This is a genomic window from Streptomyces drozdowiczii (assembly GCF_026167665.1).
GTDB classification, from domain to species: domain Bacteria; phylum Actinomycetota; class Actinomycetes; order Streptomycetales; family Streptomycetaceae; genus Streptomyces; species Streptomyces drozdowiczii_A.
In genome coordinates this window covers 1,138,894-1,153,932 of the sequence record NZ_CP098740.1, presented here as the reverse complement: position 1 = coordinate 1,153,932, position 15,039 = coordinate 1,138,894, and the positions used below count along the sequence as shown (strand labels likewise).

Genomic DNA, 15,039 nt, shown 5'->3' with positions numbered 1-15,039 from the left:
TCATGACCAGCCGACAGCGGAATTCAGCGAAAGCGTCCTCGGTGACGCCGCGGTTCCGCTCGTCCCTGCCCGCCGCGCCGCGTTCCTGTCGCGGCCGCTGTCCGGGCCTCCGGTAAACACCCGCTGATATCCGGCGAACGTTCCGCGCGCCCGCGCGCGCCTCGCTGTGCTTATTCGCGCCTTCGCGCAATTCCAGCCGCCTTTTTCGTGCTGCCCTTTTCGGGCTTTCCACCTCCGGGAGACACGTTGACCGTCACTGTGCCCTCGTACGCGGCCCCGGCCGCCGCCCCCGCTCCGGCGGGGATCGCCCCCGACCGCTTCCGGCAGGCGTTCCGCCGCTACCCCGCCGGGGTCGTCGTCATCACCACCGACTCCGGCCGCGGCCCGGTCGGCTTCACCGCGACCTCGCTCACCTCGCTCTCGCTGACCCCGCCGCTGATCTCGTTCGGCATAGGGACCACCACCTCGTCGTGGCCGCACTTCGAGCACGCCCGTACGGCCGTCGTGCACTTCCTCGGCGCCGAACAGCAGCCCCTGGCCAAGACCTTCGCCACCAGCGGCATCGACCGCTTCGCCGCCCCCACCCGCTGGCACCGCCTGCCCGGCGGCGAGCCCCTGCTCGACGGGGTGGCCGGCCATCTGCGGGTGGAGACCGAGCAGATCGTGCCGGCCGGCGACCACCGCATCGTCATCGCCCGGGTGGTGGACGCCCAGCTCGACGAAGGCCGCAGCCCGCTGCTCTTCCACGACGGCGCCTACCTCTCCCTCTGACCGGATCAGGACCTCTCCCATGCCACGCCACCACGCATCCCCGAAGCTCGGCCGCCGCTCGTTCCTCGCCCTCGGCGGCACCGCCCTGATCTCCACGCTCGCCGCCTGCTCGCCGCAGACGAAAACCGCGGCGAACGTCGAACCGGCCGGAAAACTCCCTTCGGGGGCGCCGCCACCTGGTACGAAACTTTCCGTCGCCGTCCGTTCCACCCGCCTCCAACTCGGCCCCGCCGGACTGGAGAAGGACCTCCCCTTCACCGTTTCGCAATGGCCCAATCTGAGCGCGGGCCCCGATATCATCCAGGGATTCCGGGCCCATTCCATCGACCTGGCCGTCAACGCCGGAATTCCGCCGATCCAGGCCCACGCCATCGACGTGGGCGCGAAGATCGTCGCCGTGCAGGTGCGGAACAACCCCTCGTACGTCTTCGCCACCGCACCCGGCTCCGACATCCGGACCGTGGACGACTTCCGGGGCAAGAAGATCGGGTTCTCCCAGGGGCAGGCCCAGGGCGTCGTCGTACTCCGGGCGCTGAAGCAGGCGGGCATCGCCAACAAGGACGTGGAGCTGGTCGCCCTGCCCAGCACCCAGTTCCTCACCGCCCTCCAGTCCCAGCAGGTCGACGTCGCCCCGCTCGGGGAGCCCACCCTCACCAAGTACCTCAGCCAGTACGAGAAGGACGGGGCACGCGGCGTGAAGACCGACGTGGTGGACCTGCTCTCGGTGCTCTGGGCGCCCAACGAGGTGCTGAACGACCGGGCCAAGGCCGCCGCCGTCCGCAGCTTCATCCCGCTGTGGGCCCGGGGCCAGGTCTGGGCGTGGGAGAACACCGACGAGTGGATCGACACGTACTACGTCAAGGACCAGGGCGTCTCCCGGGAGGACGGCAAGCGCATCGTCGCCTCGCTCAACAAGCCGCTGTTCCCCGCCTCCTGGGACGAGGCCATCGCCTGGGAGCAGGAGACCGCCGACCTGCTCGCCGCCGGCGGATTCGTACCGGAGCAGGACGCCTCCGAGCTGTTCGACCGCCGCTTCGAGGCGCTGGCGGCCCAGGCCGTACCCGCCGAGTACCGGGAGAAGTCATGACCGAGCTGCTGACGCACACCACCCGCCCCGCACCGCCGCCGACCGCGGCCGCCTCCCCGGCGAAGGCACCACCGGCGGCACCGAGGGGCACCCGCAGACGCCTCGGCCCCGGCCGGACCGTCCCCTTCGGGCGGCTCATCGGCCCGGTCCTGGTCATCGCCCTGTGGTGGGCCGCGTCCGCCACCGGCTATCTCGACCCCCGGATCCTCTCCGGCCCCGGCACGGTCCTCTCCACCGCCTCGGACCTCGTCTCCAGCGGACGGCTCCAGGACAACGTCCTCATCTCGCTCCAGCGCGCCGGGCTCGGCCTCTTCTTCGGGGTGACCGCCGGAGTCCTCCTCGCCGTCGCCGCCGGACTGAGCCGGACCGGCGAATACCTCCTCGACGGCCCGCTCCAGATCAAGCGCGCCATCCCCTCGCTGGCCATGCTCCCGCTGCTGATCCTCTGGCTCGGCATCGGCGAGCAGATGAAGGTCACCGTCATCGCGCTCGGCGTCGCGGTGAACATGTACATCAACACGTACGCCTCGCTCACCGGCATCGACAGCCGTTACGTCGAACTCGCGGAAGGGCTCGACCTGAGCCGCGCGCAGTTCATCCGCAAGGTCGTCGTCCCCGGCTCGCTGCCCGGCTTCTTCGTGGGGCTGCGCCTCGGCGTCACCGCGTCCTGGCTCGGCCTGATCGTGGTCGAGCAGATCAACGCCACCAGCGGCATCGGCTACATGATGTTCCAGGCCCAGCAGTACGCCCAGTCCGACGTGATCATCGTGGGCCTGGTGGCCTACGGGATCTTCGGCTTCGCGTCGGACGCGGCGGTACGCGCCGTCGAGAGGAAGGTCCTGTCATGGCGACGCACCCTGGCGGGCTGACCGCCCCCGGCGCGACGGCCCTCGCGCACCCCGCCGTCCGCACCCGGAAGCTGGTCCGCCGCTTCGGCGACCGCGACATCCTCAAGGAGCTCGACCTCACCGTCGCCCCCGGCGAGTTCACCGCACTGCTCGGCCGCAGCGGCTCCGGCAAGTCCACCCTGCTGCGTGCCGTCGCCCGCCTCGACCACACCGTCGAGGGCTCCGGCGAACTCACCGTCCCCGACCGGGTATCGCTCTCCTTCCAGGACTCCCGGCTGCTGCCCTGGCTCCGGCTCATCGACAACGTCACCCTCGGCCTGCGCGGCCCCGGCGCCCGGGAACGCGGCCTCACCGCCCTGGCGGAGGTCGGCCTGGAGGGCCGCGACCGCTCCTGGCCGCACGAGCTGTCCGGCGGCGAGCAGCAGCGTGCCGCCCTGGCCCGCGCCCTGGTCCGCGAACCCGAACTCCTCCTCGCGGACGAGCCGTTCGGCGCCCTGGACGCGCTCACCCGGATCAAGATGCACGACCTGCTCCGCGAACTCTACGAACGCCACCGCCCCGCGGTGCTCCTGGTCACCCACGACGTGGACGAGGCGGTGGAACTGGCCGACCGCGTCCTGGTCCTGGAGGACGGCCGGATCTCCGTCGACCTCACCGTCGACCTCCCGACCCCGCGCTCCCGCCGCGACCCGCGCTTCCAGGAGTACCGCGACACCCTGCTCACCGCGCTCGGGGTCACCCAGCCCCAGCCCCTCACCGAAGCGAAGAAGGACTCCCGATGACCCGCACGCCCGAGCGCAAGCAGCTCCACCTCAACGCCTTCCTCATGTCCACCGGCCACCACGAGGCGTCCTGGCGGCTGCCCGAGAGCCCGGCCGAGGCCAACTCCGACATCGAGCACTACAAGAACCTCGCCCGGATCGCGGAACGCGGCCGGCTCGACTCGCTGTTCCTCGCCGACAGCCCCGTCCTGATGGGCGACCCCGGCCGCCGCCCCGCCGCCAAGCTGGAGCCGACGGTCCTGCTCACCGCCCTCGCCGGGGCCACCCGCCACATCGGCCTGATAGCCACCGCGTCCACCAGCTACAACGAGCCGTACAACCTGGCCCGCAGGTTCGCCTCCCTCGACCACGTCTCGGGCGGCCGGGCCGGCTGGAACATCGTCACCACCGCGGGCGCCGACGCGGCCCGCAACTTCGGCCTGGACGACACCCCGCTGCACCGCGACCGCTACCGGCGCGCCGGCGAGTTCGTCGAGGTGTCCACCAAGCTCTGGGACAGCTGGGCCGACGACGCGGTCATCGCCGACAAGGAGCGCGGGGTGCACGCCCTGGCCGAGCGGGTCCGGCAGATCGATCACCGGGGCGAGTTCTTCCGGGTCGACGGACCGCTCAACGTACAACGCCCCCCGCAGGGGTACCCGTTGCTCGTGCAGGCCGGGTCCAGCGAGGACGGCAAGGACTTCGCGGCCCGGTACGCGGAGGCGGTGTTCACCGCCCAGCAGACCCTGGAGGAGGGCATCGCCTTCTACAAGGACGTCAAGGAGCGCGCCACCGCCCTCGGCCGCAACCCCGACGGCATCAAGATCCTGCCCGGCATCGTCCCCGTCATCGGCGACACCGAGGCCGAGGCGCTGGCGCTCGACGAGGAGCTGGAGAACCTCATCGTCCCCGAGTACGCCAAGATCCAGCTCGCCAAGCGGCTGAAGATCGCCCCCGACGACCTCGACCTGGACGCGGAGCTGCCCGAGGACATCCCCACCGAGGACGACATCGAGGGCGCCAAGAGCCGTTACACCCTCATCGTGGAGCTGGCCAGGCGCGAGAAGCTGACCGTACGTCAGCTCATCGGCAGGCTCGGCGGCGGGCGCGGCCACCGCACCTTCGCCGGGACCGCCGAGCAGGTCGCGGACACCATCGAGCACTGGTACGAGAGCGGGGCCGCCGACGGCTTCAACATCATGCCCGCCGTGCTCCCCTCCGGCCTGGAGGTCTTCGTGGACCGGGTGGTGCCGATCCTCCAGGAGCGCGGCCTGTTCCGCACCGAGTACACCGCGAGCACCCTGCGCGGCCACTACGGGCTGCCGCGCCCCGCCAACCGCCTCTTCGACGACATCGTCCGCGGCGCCGGCGACTACGGCATCGGTCTGGCGGAGGCCCGGTGACGGACTGTCCGCATCCGGGGACCGGGACCGGCACGGCCCGGCAGCCGTCGCAGCCGCGGCCCGGCTGGGCGCGGCGGCTGCTGGGCTACTGCCTGCGCCACCGCACCGATCTCCTCATGGCCTTCGGCGCCGCCGTGACCGCGGCCGTCGCCACCGCCACCCTGCCCCTCGTGCTGCGGCACGTTGTGGACGGGGTGGCGGCCGGCACCACCGCCTCGCTCGTCCCGTGGACCGGGCTGCTCGCCGCACTCGGCGCGCTCCGGTTCGGCGCGAGCTTCACCCGCCGCTACCGCTCGGGACGGCTCTCCCTGGGGGTCCAGTACGACCTGCGCAACGACGCGTTCGCCGCGCTGCTCCGGCTCGGCGGCGCCCAGCAGGACGATCTGCGCACCGGGCAGGTGGTGAGCCGGTCCATCTCCGACATCACCCTCATCCAGACCCTGCTGCAATTCCTGCCCAACCTCACGGGCAACGCCCTGATGTTCCTGTTCTCGCTGGCCGTCATGGCGTTCCTGTCACCGCTCCTGACCGTCGTGGCGCTCGTCGTCGGTCCGCTGCTCTGGCTGATCGCGCTCCGCAGCCGCCGCGACCTGTTCCCCGCCAACTGGCACGCCCAGCAGGAGGCCGCCGAGGTCGCCTCCACCGTCGAGGCGACCGTCACCGGCGTCCGCGTGGTGAAGGGCTTCGGCCAGGAGCACCGCGAGCTGACCGGCCTCGAACAGCGCGCCCGCCAGCTGTTCGCGTCCCGGCTGCGCGTCGTCCGCTTCACCAGCCGCTACAACCCCGCCCTCCAGGCGGTCCCCGCGCTCGGCCAGGTCGCCGTGCTGGCGCTCGGCGGCTGGATGGCCCTGCACGGCCACATCTCGCTCGGCACCTTCCTCGCGTTCACCACCTACCTGGGCTCCTTCGTCACCCCCGTACGCCAGGTCGCCACCCTGCTCACGGTCTGGCAGCAGGCCCGGGCCGGCGCCGAACGAGTCCTGGAGGTCGTGGACGAGGCCCCCGTCATCACCGACGCCCCGCACGCCCGCGCACTCCCCGACGAACCCCCGGCCCTCTCCTGGGACGACGTCACCTTCGGATACGGCGACGGCGCCCCGCTCCTCGACGGCTTCACCCTGGACATCCGCCCCGGCGAGACCCTGGCCCTGATCGGCCCGGCCGGCTCCGGCAAGTCCACCGCCGCCGCCCTGCTGCCCCGCTTCTACGACGTGCCCTCCGGCGCGGTACGGGTCGGCGGCACCGACGTCCGCGACCTGGCCCTCGCCTCGCTGCGCTCCCGGATCGGCTACGTCTTCGAGGAGAGCCTGCTCCTCTCGGACACCGTGCGCGCCAACATCGCGTACGGGAAGCCGGACGCCACCGACGAGCAGGTGCGCGCGGCGGCCCGCGTCGCCCGAGCCGACGAGTTCATCGAACGGCTCCCGCAGGGCTACGACACCCTGGTCGGCGAACAGGGCCTCACCCTCTCCGGCGGCCAGCGCCAGCGCATGGCGCTCGCCCGCGCCCTGATCGGCGACCCGGCCGTGCTCGTCCTGGACGACGCCACCTCCGCCATCGACGCCCGGGTGGAGGCCGAGATCCACCACCGGCTGCGCGCGGACGACCGCCGCCGCACCACGCTGATCATCGCCCACCGCCGCTCCACCCTGGAGCTGGCCGACCGCGTCGCCATCCTCGACGGCGGCCGGGTCACGGACACCGGGACGCCCGACGAACTGCGCGGCCGGTCCGCCCTGTTCCGGGACCTCCTGGCCACCGACGACCGCGCCGACGACCGCCCGGACGACGCCCTCGCGCCCGACCCCGGCTGCCCCACCCCGCACCTGTGGCTGCGCCCCGAGGTGGACGAGGACGAGCAGCTGGAGGGCACCGCGGTCCGGGCCGCCCAGGCGCTCGCCGAGGCCGCCGCCACCTCCGGTCCCGGCCGCGCGGGACCCGGCGGCGGGGTGCTCGGCTCGGCCCCGCCCAGCCCCGAACTCCTCGCCGGACTCGCCCGCCTCCCGCTGCCCGCCGCCGACCCCGAGGTGCCCACCGAACAGGCCGTCGCCGCCGACGCGCGCTTCGGGCTCGGCGTCCTGCTGCGGCCCTTCCGGCTGCCACTGCTCCTCGGCCTGCTGCTCGTCGCGCTCGACGCGGGAGCCCAGATCACCGTGCCGGTGCTCGTCCGGTACGGCGTGGACCGGGGCGTCGCCCACCACGCCGGGCACGTCCTGCTCGCCGCGGCCGCTGCCGCCGGGTTCGTGGTGGCCGCGAACTGGCTGATCGGCGTGGCCCAGGTGCGCACCACCGGGCGCACCGGCGAACGCCTCCTCTACACCCTGCGGGTGAAGACCTTCGCCCAGCTCCAGCGCCTCGGCCTCGACTACTACGAGCGCGAACTCGGCGGCCGGATCATGACCCGGATGACCACCGACGTGGACGCCCTGTCGAACTTCCTCCAGACCGGCCTGATCACCGCCGTGGTCAGCCTGCTCACGGTCTCCGGGGTGCTGGTCGCCCTGCTGGTGATCGACGCGCGGCTCGCCCTGGTGCTGCTCGCCGCGCTCCCGGTGCTGATCGCGGCCACCGCCGTCTTCCGCCACTACTCGGTCCCCGCCTACCGCGAGGCCCGGGAGCGGATCAGCGCCGTCAACGCCTGCCTCCAGGAGAACGTCACCGCGATCCGCGTCACCCAGGCGTTCCGCCGCGAGCAGCGCAACGCCGCCGACTTCGCCGTACTGGCCCGCGCCTTCCGCGATTCCCGGCTGCGCGCCCAGCGGTACATGGGCACGTTCTTCCCGTTCGTGGAGTTCCTCGGGACGCTCTGCTCGGCGGCCGTGCTCACCGTGGGCGCCGCCCAGGTCCGCTCGGGCGAGCTGAGCGCCGGAACGCTGATCGCGTTCCTGCTGTACGTGGAGCTGTTCTTCTCGCCGATCCAGCAGCTCTCGCAGGTCTTCGACGGGTACCAGCAGGCGGTCGTCGGCCTCGGCCGCCTCCGCGCCCTGATGAACACCCCCGCCGGCACCCCGCCCGCCGAGCGCCCCCGACCGGTGCCCGCCCTGCGCGGCGAGGTCGAGTTCGACGCGGTCTCCTTCGGTTACGCGGGCGGCGGGGGCCACCAGGTCCTGCACGGGGTGACCCTGCGCATCGAACCGGGCGAGACCGTCGCGCTCGTCGGCGCCACGGGCGCGGGCAAGTCCACGGTGGTGAAGCTCCTCGCCCGGTTCTACGATCCCTCGGCGGGCGCGGTCCGGGTGGACGGGCACGACCTGCGCGACCTGGACCTGGCCGCCTTCCGGCGCAGGCTCGGCGTGGTCCCGCAGGAGGCGCACCTCTTCAGCGGCACCGTCCGCGACGCCATCGCCTACGGGCGGCCCGACGCCACGGACGCCGAGGTGGAGCGGGCGTCCCGGGCGGTCGGCGCGCACGAGATGGTCGCCGGGCTCCGGCTCGGCTACCTCACCCCGGTGGGGGAGCGGGGCCGCAACCTCTCCGCCGGACAGCGCCAGCTCCTCGCGCTGGCCCGGGCCGAACTGGTCGACCCCGACGTGCTGCTGCTCGACGAGGCCACCGCCTCGCTGGACCTCGCCACCGAACGCCGGGTCGCCGCGGCCACCGAGTCCCTGGCCCGCCGACGTACGACCGTCGTCGTCGCCCACCGGCTGACCACGGCGGCCCGCGCGGACCGGGTGGTGGTGCTCGACGCGGGAACCGTGGTCGAGACCGGCACCCACACCGAACTGCTCGCCGCCCGGGGCCCCTACCGAAGGCTGTGGGACGCCTTCCGGGAGACCGGCCCCGGCGCGGCCGTCGACCACCTGAATGCCAGTCAACTCGTCAAGGAGAACGCACGATGACGCAGTACCGCGATTTCGGCCGCACGGGCGTGAAGGTCAGCCCGCTCTGCCTGGGCACCATGATGTTCGGCGCCCGCGGCAACCCCGACCACGACGACAGCGTCCGGATCATCCACCACGCCCTGGACTCCGGCATCAACTTCGTGGACACCGCCGACGTCTACTCGGCCGGTGAGTCCGAGACCATCGTCGGCAAGGCCCTCGCGGGCGGCCGCCGCGACAACGTCGTGCTCGCCACGAAGTTCCACGGCAGCCTCGGCGACGACCCCAACGAGCAGGGGAACAGCCGCCGTTGGATCATCCGCGAGGTGGAGAACAGCCTGCGCCGGCTGGGCACCGACTGGATCGACCTCTACCAGGTGCACCGCCCGGAGCCCGGCACCGACTTCGACGAGACCCTGGGCGCCCTCTCGGACCTGGTCCACCAGGGCAAGATCCGCTACATCGGCACCTCGACCTTCGAGCCCTCCGCCATCGTGGAGGGCCAGTGGACCGCCGAGCGGCGCGGCCGCGAACGCGTCGTCGCCGAGCAGCCGCCGTACTCGATCCTCGCCCGGGGCATCGAGCGCGAGGTGCTGCCCACCGCCCGGCGCTACGGCCTCGCCGTGCTGTCCTGGAGCCCGCTGGCCGGCGGCTGGCTCTCCGGCCGCTACCGCAAGGGCGCCGGCCAGCCGGACTCCAGCCGCGCCGCCCGCCAGGCCGGGCGCTTCGACATCGCGTCCCCGGAGAACGCGGCCAAGCTCGAAGCCGCCGAGGCCCTGGCCCAGCTGGCCGACGAGGCCGGGCTCACCCTCGTCCAGCTCGCCCTGGCCTTCGTGCTCGAACACCCCGCCGTCACCTCGGCGATCATCGGCCCGCGCACCCTGGAACAGCTGGAGGGCCAGCTCGGCGCGGACCGGGTGCGGCTGAGCCAGGACGTGCTGGACCGGATCGACAAGATCGTCCCGCCCGGCACCAACCTCTCGTCCCGGGACGCCGGTTACCACCCGGCGGACCTCACCGACCCGGCCCTGCGCCGCCGTTCGCACCCCGCCGCGTGATCAGGCGGCCGGCACCCGGTCCAGGAAGCCGCTGACCGAGGCGATCCGGCCGTCATCGGCCAGCGTCGCCACATCGAAACCGGCGACGGGCGCCGAGCCGTCGGGCGCGACCAGCTCCCACCCGAAGCGGACCAGCGCGTGATGCCCGTCCACCGCGCCGAGCGGCCGGAACGTGAAGCCGGGGAACTGCTGCCGTGCCCCCGCGATGGCGGCCGTCAGCTGCTCGTGGCCCCGTACGTCGGCCAGCGGGTCGGTGTACGCGGCCTCGTCGGTGAACGCGGCGGCGACGGCCTTCTCCAGCTCGTCCGGACCGGCGTTCCAGGCGGCGAAGTAGCGCTGCACGGCGTCGTCATACGTGGTCATCGTGGGTCCCTCCGGTATGGCTTCCGGCCGGGGGCCGGGAGCGCTGTGCTCGTGGGGAACACGATGTCCGAGGCCGCGCGGGGCGTCGATTACCTCCGAGGTAAGGGGGCCGGGCCGCCCTATGCCTCGTCCGCGATGACGTGCACCGCGGCCTCCTCGGCGGAGGCGGCGGCGCCGTCGATCCCGACGTCCTCGCCCGCCGTGCTGTCCGGCTCGTCGATGTCCAGGTCCCGGGTGAGCCGCCCCGCGCGCACGGTGCCGACCTCGCCGTCCCACGGTTCGCCGTCCCCGTCCGCGACATCGCCCACCCCGTCCCCGGGCGGGCCGTCGTGCTCGGGGCGCTCGCGCGCGAGGCGGCTCTCCAGGGACTCGCCCCGGTGCTGCTCGGCGGCGGTGGTGCCCACGTCGTCCACCGCGTAGGGGCGCTCGGGCGGTGAGTAACCCCGGTCCAGGACGTCGTCCACGTCCGGGTCGTCCAAGGTGTCCTCCGTGTCGAGCTGCTCGACCGGATCGGATGCCTCCGACTCCTGCTGGGGCTGGTAGACGTCGTCGCCCAGACCGGCCTCGTCCATGGCGCTTCCCTTCCCGCGGCGGGGCTCTCCTTCAGCATAGGCAGCCCCCGCCCCGGCCCGCAGGACGCGCCCGCCCCTGCATCCGGCCCGGGTCTGCGCGACCATGGAGGGTGCAGGCCGGGCGCGCGCCCGAGAGGCCGGCCCCGGGAAAGTCGTCTGGAGAGCCCGTCATGGATTACCCGGAAAGCTACGAGCTCGTCTTCCAGTCCTCGGCCGTGGAGGACGACGCCGTCACCGTCCACCGGACGGCACAGAGCGGTGCGGGCGGACACCCCGTCTACGAGGACGACACCGGCATCGTCCGCGCCGAGATCAGCGACCACGCGGAGGTCCGCATGCTCGCCAGCGGCGGCCACCAGCACCTGGGAGCGCCGATGGTGGTGCGCGAGGACGCCGCCTGACACGGCTGACAACCGACGCCCGGCCCACCCCGGACCGGGCGTCATCGGCGTGCCCGTATCACGGGGACACGTACTCGTACATCATGCCGAGGCAGGACAATCCGGCCGGGCACCTCCCACACTTGGTCGAAATTTTGCCCCTGGTGAGGGGTAGCGGGAGGACACCAGGCAGACTCACCCTGTAGGAATCTCGCCACGAAGAGGACCACGAATGATCACGTTGAAGAAGGAAGACGGCCCGGCGGACCTGGACGGGGTGACCCACCTTTCCATCGGCGTCTCCTGGGACCCCACCGTCGGCAGCAGTGGCGGGCTGTTGGGGAAGCTGAAGCAGAAGAAGGGCACCGACCTCGACCTGATCGCCATCGCGATGCAGGGCGCGGACCCGGTGCGGCTGGCCGGCCTGGACTCCCTGGACCCGCTGGGCAACGGCTCGCTGGTGCACAGCGGTGACAACCAGACCGGCAAGGGCGACGGCGACGACGAGACGGTCACCGTCGACTTCGCCCGGATCCCCCGAACGTCACGGCGGTCGTCTTCGTCGCCGCCGCGTACAAGAAGGGCAGCTCCTTCCAGAACGCGCGCAACGTCAGCATCAAGGTCTACGACGCCACGGGCGGCAGCAGCCAGCAGGTCGCCGACATCTGGCCGTCCCTGCTCACCAGCGACAACGGCTGCGCCGTGGCGAAGGCCATGCGCGTCGGCGCCGGCTGGAAGCTCCAGGTGATCAACGAGACCGGCAAGATCAAGCAGGGCGACGAGCACGCCCTGATGCGCTTCGCGATCAGCAAGTAGCCGCGCGTACGGCTTGGCCCCGGTCCGTGCCCGTCCGGTCAGTCGACCCGGCGCGCGCGGGCCGGGGCCGCCGGGTTCCCGGTGGCCAGCGGCGACCGCGCCAGCTCCACGCACCCCGCCGCGATCAGGCCCAGCGCCAGCAGCTCGGGCAGCACCCACCAGCCGGTGCGCACCTCCTCGCCGAACAGCGTCACCCCGTACAGGATGCTGATCAGGGCGTCGCCCAGCGTCAGACACGGCTGTACGGCGACGAGCGTGCCGGCCTGCAGGGCGTTCTGGAGCAGGAACAGCGCGCCGACCCCGCCGCCGCCGTCGCGTACAGCTGCCAGGAGCTGAACAGCGCCCCCGCGCCGCCCGTGTCGAGCCGGGCCATCGCGTCCTTCATCAGCGCGGCGGTCAGCGCGTAACCGCAGGCGGCGGCCGTGGCCAGCAGGGCGGCCCGGACATTGCCCCGGGTGCCCAGCGCGCCCGCGATCAGCAGCGCCTCGAAGACGCCCGTCAGGATCAGCGCGGGCACCCACGCCGCCCCGTGCACGGTGTCGCTGCCGCCGCCCGGCGCGGCCGTCGCCATCCCGAGGGCCAGCCCGGCCGTCACGGCGGCGACCCCGAGCCAGACCGTCCGGGGCAGCCGCGCCCGCATCATGAATCCGGCCAGGAGCAGGGTCGCCGGGAGCTCGATCACGAAGATCGGCTGCACCACGGAGATCGGTCCGGTGGCCAGCGCGACGGCCTGGCAGACGGCGGCGACGATCACCAGGGCGATCCCCGCGAGCCACACCCTCTGGCGCAGCAGATGGCCGATGAGCGACACCCGCATGGCCTCGGTCTGCGGCACGTCGAGGGCGGCCCGGCGCTGGAGCACGGAGGCGGAGCCGTTGCTGAGGGCGGTCAGGACGGCGAACAGGACGGCGATCACGGGACCATGATGCGGGCGGTCCCGCCGCGATCCCGGCTTCGCCGGGGGGAGGGGCGTGGCGCCGCCGAGGTCGCCCATCAGGACCGAATCCGGCCTCATCTCCCCGTAGCGTGCCGTCATGGCCGTGAAGAAGAAGCCCGCCGCCGGCGCCGTCCCCGTCCCCGTGCTCACGCCCAGGGCCCTCGGCCGGGCGACCCTGGACCGCCAGCTCCTGCTGCGCCGGACCGCGATGAGCGCCAAGGACGCCGTCACCCACCTCGTCGGCCTCCAGGCGCAGAACACCAAGCCGCCGTACTACCAGCTCCTGGCCCGGCTCCGGGGCTTCCGGCCCGCCGACCTGTCGTCGCTGATGGAGTCCCGCGAGGTCGTCCGCATCGTCTCCCTGCGCTCGACCATCCACACCCACACCGCCGAGGACGCCCTGTCCCTGCGCCCCCTGATGCAGCCCGCCGTCGACCGCGAACTCAACATGTTCCGCAAGCGACTCCCGGGCGTGGACCTGGACCGGGTGCGCGAGCTGAGCCGGGCGTACGTGGAGGAGGCGCCGCGCACCCCGAAGGAGATCCGCGAGCGGCTGCTCACCGAGTGGCCCGACGCGGACCCGCAGGCCCTCGGGATCGCCGCCCGCTGCCTGCTGCCCCTGGTCCAGGCGACCCCGCGCGGCCTGTGGGGCATCAGCGGAGGCGTCTCGCTCACCACCGTCGAACGCTGGCTCGGTTACGCGGGGGAGGCGGCGCCCGACATCGAGCGCGCCGTGCTGCGCTACCTCGGCGCGTTCGGCCCCGCATCGGTGAAGGACATGCAGGCATGGGCCGGGCTGACCCGCCTGAAGGAGGTCTTCGAGCGGCTGCGGCCCCGGCTCGTCACCTTCCGCGACGAGCACGGCACCGAACTCTTCGACCTGCCCGACGCCCCGCGCCCCGCCGAGGACACCCCGGCCCCGCCCCGCTTCCTGCCCGAGTTCGACAACGTCCTCCTCGGCCACGCCGACCGCACCCGGGTCATCCCGGCGCCCCTCAAGGGCCTCAACGGGGTGGGCAACCAGACCTACGGCAGCGTGCTGGTGGACGGGTTCTTCGCGGCGGTCTGGCGGCTGGACACACCGCGCGACGCCCCCGCCGCCGTCACCGTCCAGGAGGTACGCCCGCTGACGGCCGCGGAGCGCGACGCCCTGACGGGGGAGGCGACGGACCTGATGGCGGCGATGACCTCGGCGACGGAGCACGACGTCCGATTCGGGTCGTTCGTGGACCTGGGGCGCTGACGGGGGCGCGGATGCGGGGGGACGGTTTACGGGGCGGGGGCGCCCTACGGCGTCGGGGGCTCTACGGCGCGGGGCGCCGCCCGACGGCGCGGGGCACCCTCCACGGCGCGGGACGCGCCTACGGCAGGAGCCCCGCACGCCGGGCCGCCACCACCGCCTCCAGCCGGGTGTGCGCCCCCAGCCTCCGCATCGCGGACCGCAGATAGCCCTTCACCGTCTCCGGGCGCAGCCCCAGCCGGTCCGCCGCCACCGCGTTGGTGGCACCCGCCGCGACACAGGCCAGCACATCCACCTCGCGCGGTGCGAGCCGGACCTCCCGCGCCCCGGGCTCCCGGGCGCCCGTCGCCGAGGCCAGCCGCCCGCACACCGCGAGCAGCTCGTCCCGGAGCGCCGGGTCCAGCACCTTCGGCATCAGGGCGCGCAGCTCGCGGTGCGCCTCCCGGACGTCCTCCCAGGCCGCCGCCGCTCCAGGCGCGGCGTCCGGCTCCGGGCGGCCCGCCGCCAGCAGCTGCCGCACCTCGTCCCGGACCACCAGCGCCTGCTCCACGTCACGGGCGGCGGCCACCGCCGCGTCGAACGTGCGGTCCCCCAGCGTGAGCGGCTCACGCAGCGCCCCGTACAGCACCCCCCGCACCTCGCGCCGCACCACGACGGGCACGGCGACCACCGAACGCAGCCCCTCCGCCGCGACGGCCGTGTCGTACTCGTGGCTGATGTGGCGCGAGAAGCGGTAGTCGGTCACCGCGCACGGCCTGGACAGGGCCATGGACTTGCCGCCCAGGCCGCTGCCCGACGAGATGACCAGGCCGCGCAGCGCAGCCGTACGCGCCCCGTTCACCTCGGCGATCCTGGCGTGCCGGCTGTCCGACAGCAGCCCGCCGAACGCCACCGGCAGCCCGCTCGTCCGGCGCAGCCGCAGCAGCGCCGCTTGCATCTCGACCGCCTCGACGGATTCCGGCACCCTGCCGCCTCTCTGCCC

12 protein-coding genes and 2 pseudogenes are annotated in these 15,039 nt (G+C 73.3%); 10 read left to right on the top strand and 4 right to left on the bottom strand.

Annotated elements, in window-relative coordinates:
- Positions 1 to 246 precede the first annotated feature (246 nt).
- From NEH16_RS05190 to NEH16_RS05160, 7 genes are read left to right on the top strand one after another with little or no spacing between them, the layout of a single operon-like run.
- Entirely contained in the window at positions 247 to 771 is a 525-nt protein-coding gene (locus NEH16_RS05190) for a flavin reductase family protein (protein ID WP_265539620.1), read from the top strand.
- Between the two features lie 19 nt (positions 772 to 790).
- Positions 791 to 1,858 (top strand): ABC transporter substrate-binding protein, encoded by a 1,068-nt coding sequence (locus NEH16_RS05185; RefSeq protein WP_265539619.1) that lies wholly within the window; start codon positions 791 to 793, stop codon positions 1,856 to 1,858.
- A complete protein-coding gene (locus tag NEH16_RS05180; protein ID WP_265539616.1) occupies positions 1,855 to 2,727 on the top strand; it encodes an ABC transporter permease in 873 nt (290 codons plus the stop codon). The genes NEH16_RS05185 and NEH16_RS05180 overlap by 4 nt, the downstream gene beginning before the upstream one ends.
- Complete coding sequence (locus NEH16_RS05175; protein WP_265539614.1) at positions 2,703 to 3,488, top strand: ABC transporter ATP-binding protein; 786 nt, start codon at positions 2,703 to 2,705, stop codon at positions 3,486 to 3,488. The genes NEH16_RS05180 and NEH16_RS05175 overlap by 25 nt, the downstream gene beginning before the upstream one ends.
- The gene (locus NEH16_RS05170) at positions 3,485 to 4,870 is read left to right on the top strand and encodes an LLM class flavin-dependent oxidoreductase (RefSeq protein ID WP_265539612.1); all 1,386 of its coding nucleotides are present in this window, start codon (positions 3,485 to 3,487) and stop codon (positions 4,868 to 4,870) included. Before NEH16_RS05175 ends, NEH16_RS05170 begins: the two co-directional genes overlap by 4 nt.
- On the top strand, positions 4,867 to 8,709 hold the full coding sequence (locus NEH16_RS05165; RefSeq protein WP_265539610.1) for an ABC transporter ATP-binding protein: 3,843 nt from the start codon (positions 4,867 to 4,869) through the stop codon (positions 8,707 to 8,709). Before NEH16_RS05170 ends, NEH16_RS05165 begins: the two co-directional genes overlap by 4 nt.
- Positions 8,706 to 9,749 carry an aldo/keto reductase gene (locus NEH16_RS05160; protein WP_265539608.1) on the top strand — a complete coding sequence of 348 codons (1,044 nt, stop codon included), beginning with the start codon at positions 8,706 to 8,708 and terminating at the stop codon, positions 9,747 to 9,749. Before NEH16_RS05165 ends, NEH16_RS05160 begins: the two co-directional genes overlap by 4 nt.
- On the opposite strand, the gene NEH16_RS05155 is transcribed toward NEH16_RS05160, so the two are convergent.
- Together NEH16_RS05155 and NEH16_RS05150 are read right to left on the bottom strand one after the other, a co-directional pair.
- On the bottom strand, positions 9,750 to 10,112 hold the full coding sequence (locus NEH16_RS05155) for a nuclear transport factor 2 family protein (protein WP_265539606.1): 363 nt from the start codon (positions 10,110 to 10,112) through the stop codon (positions 9,750 to 9,752).
- A 119-nt stretch (positions 10,113 to 10,231) separates the two neighbouring features.
- On the bottom strand, positions 10,232 to 10,684 hold the full coding sequence (locus NEH16_RS05150; RefSeq protein WP_265539604.1) for a DUF5709 domain-containing protein: 453 nt from the start codon (positions 10,682 to 10,684) through the stop codon (positions 10,232 to 10,234).
- Positions 10,685 to 10,854: 170 nt separating this feature from the next.
- On the opposite strand from NEH16_RS05150, the gene NEH16_RS05145 reads away from it, so the two are divergent.
- Both NEH16_RS05145 and NEH16_RS05140 read left to right on the top strand, forming a co-directional pair.
- Entirely contained in the window at positions 10,855 to 11,085 is a 231-nt protein-coding gene (locus NEH16_RS05145) for a DUF6296 family protein (RefSeq protein ID WP_018100553.1), read from the top strand.
- A 211-nt stretch (positions 11,086 to 11,296) separates the two neighbouring features.
- Positions 11,297 to 11,880, top strand: a pseudogene (locus NEH16_RS05140) (TerD family protein).
- Positions 11,881 to 11,918: 38 nt separating this feature from the next.
- Here the strand turns inward: NEH16_RS05140 and NEH16_RS05135 are convergent.
- A pseudogene (locus tag NEH16_RS05135) lies at positions 11,919 to 12,796 on the bottom strand (DMT family transporter).
- A 118-nt stretch (positions 12,797 to 12,914) separates the two neighbouring features.
- Between NEH16_RS05135 and NEH16_RS05130 the strand changes: the two are divergent.
- Positions 12,915 to 14,060, top strand: a complete 1,146-nt coding sequence (locus tag NEH16_RS05130; RefSeq protein ID WP_265539601.1) for a winged helix DNA-binding domain-containing protein — start codon at positions 12,915 to 12,917, stop codon at positions 14,058 to 14,060.
- 118 nt (positions 14,061 to 14,178) lie between these two features.
- Here the strand turns inward: NEH16_RS05130 and NEH16_RS05125 are convergent, their stop codons facing one another.
- Positions 14,179 to 15,021 carry a response regulator transcription factor gene (locus NEH16_RS05125; protein WP_265539599.1) on the bottom strand — a complete coding sequence of 281 codons (843 nt, stop codon included), beginning with the start codon at positions 15,019 to 15,021 and terminating at the stop codon, positions 14,179 to 14,181.
- Between the last annotated feature and the right edge of the window lie 18 nt (positions 15,022 to 15,039).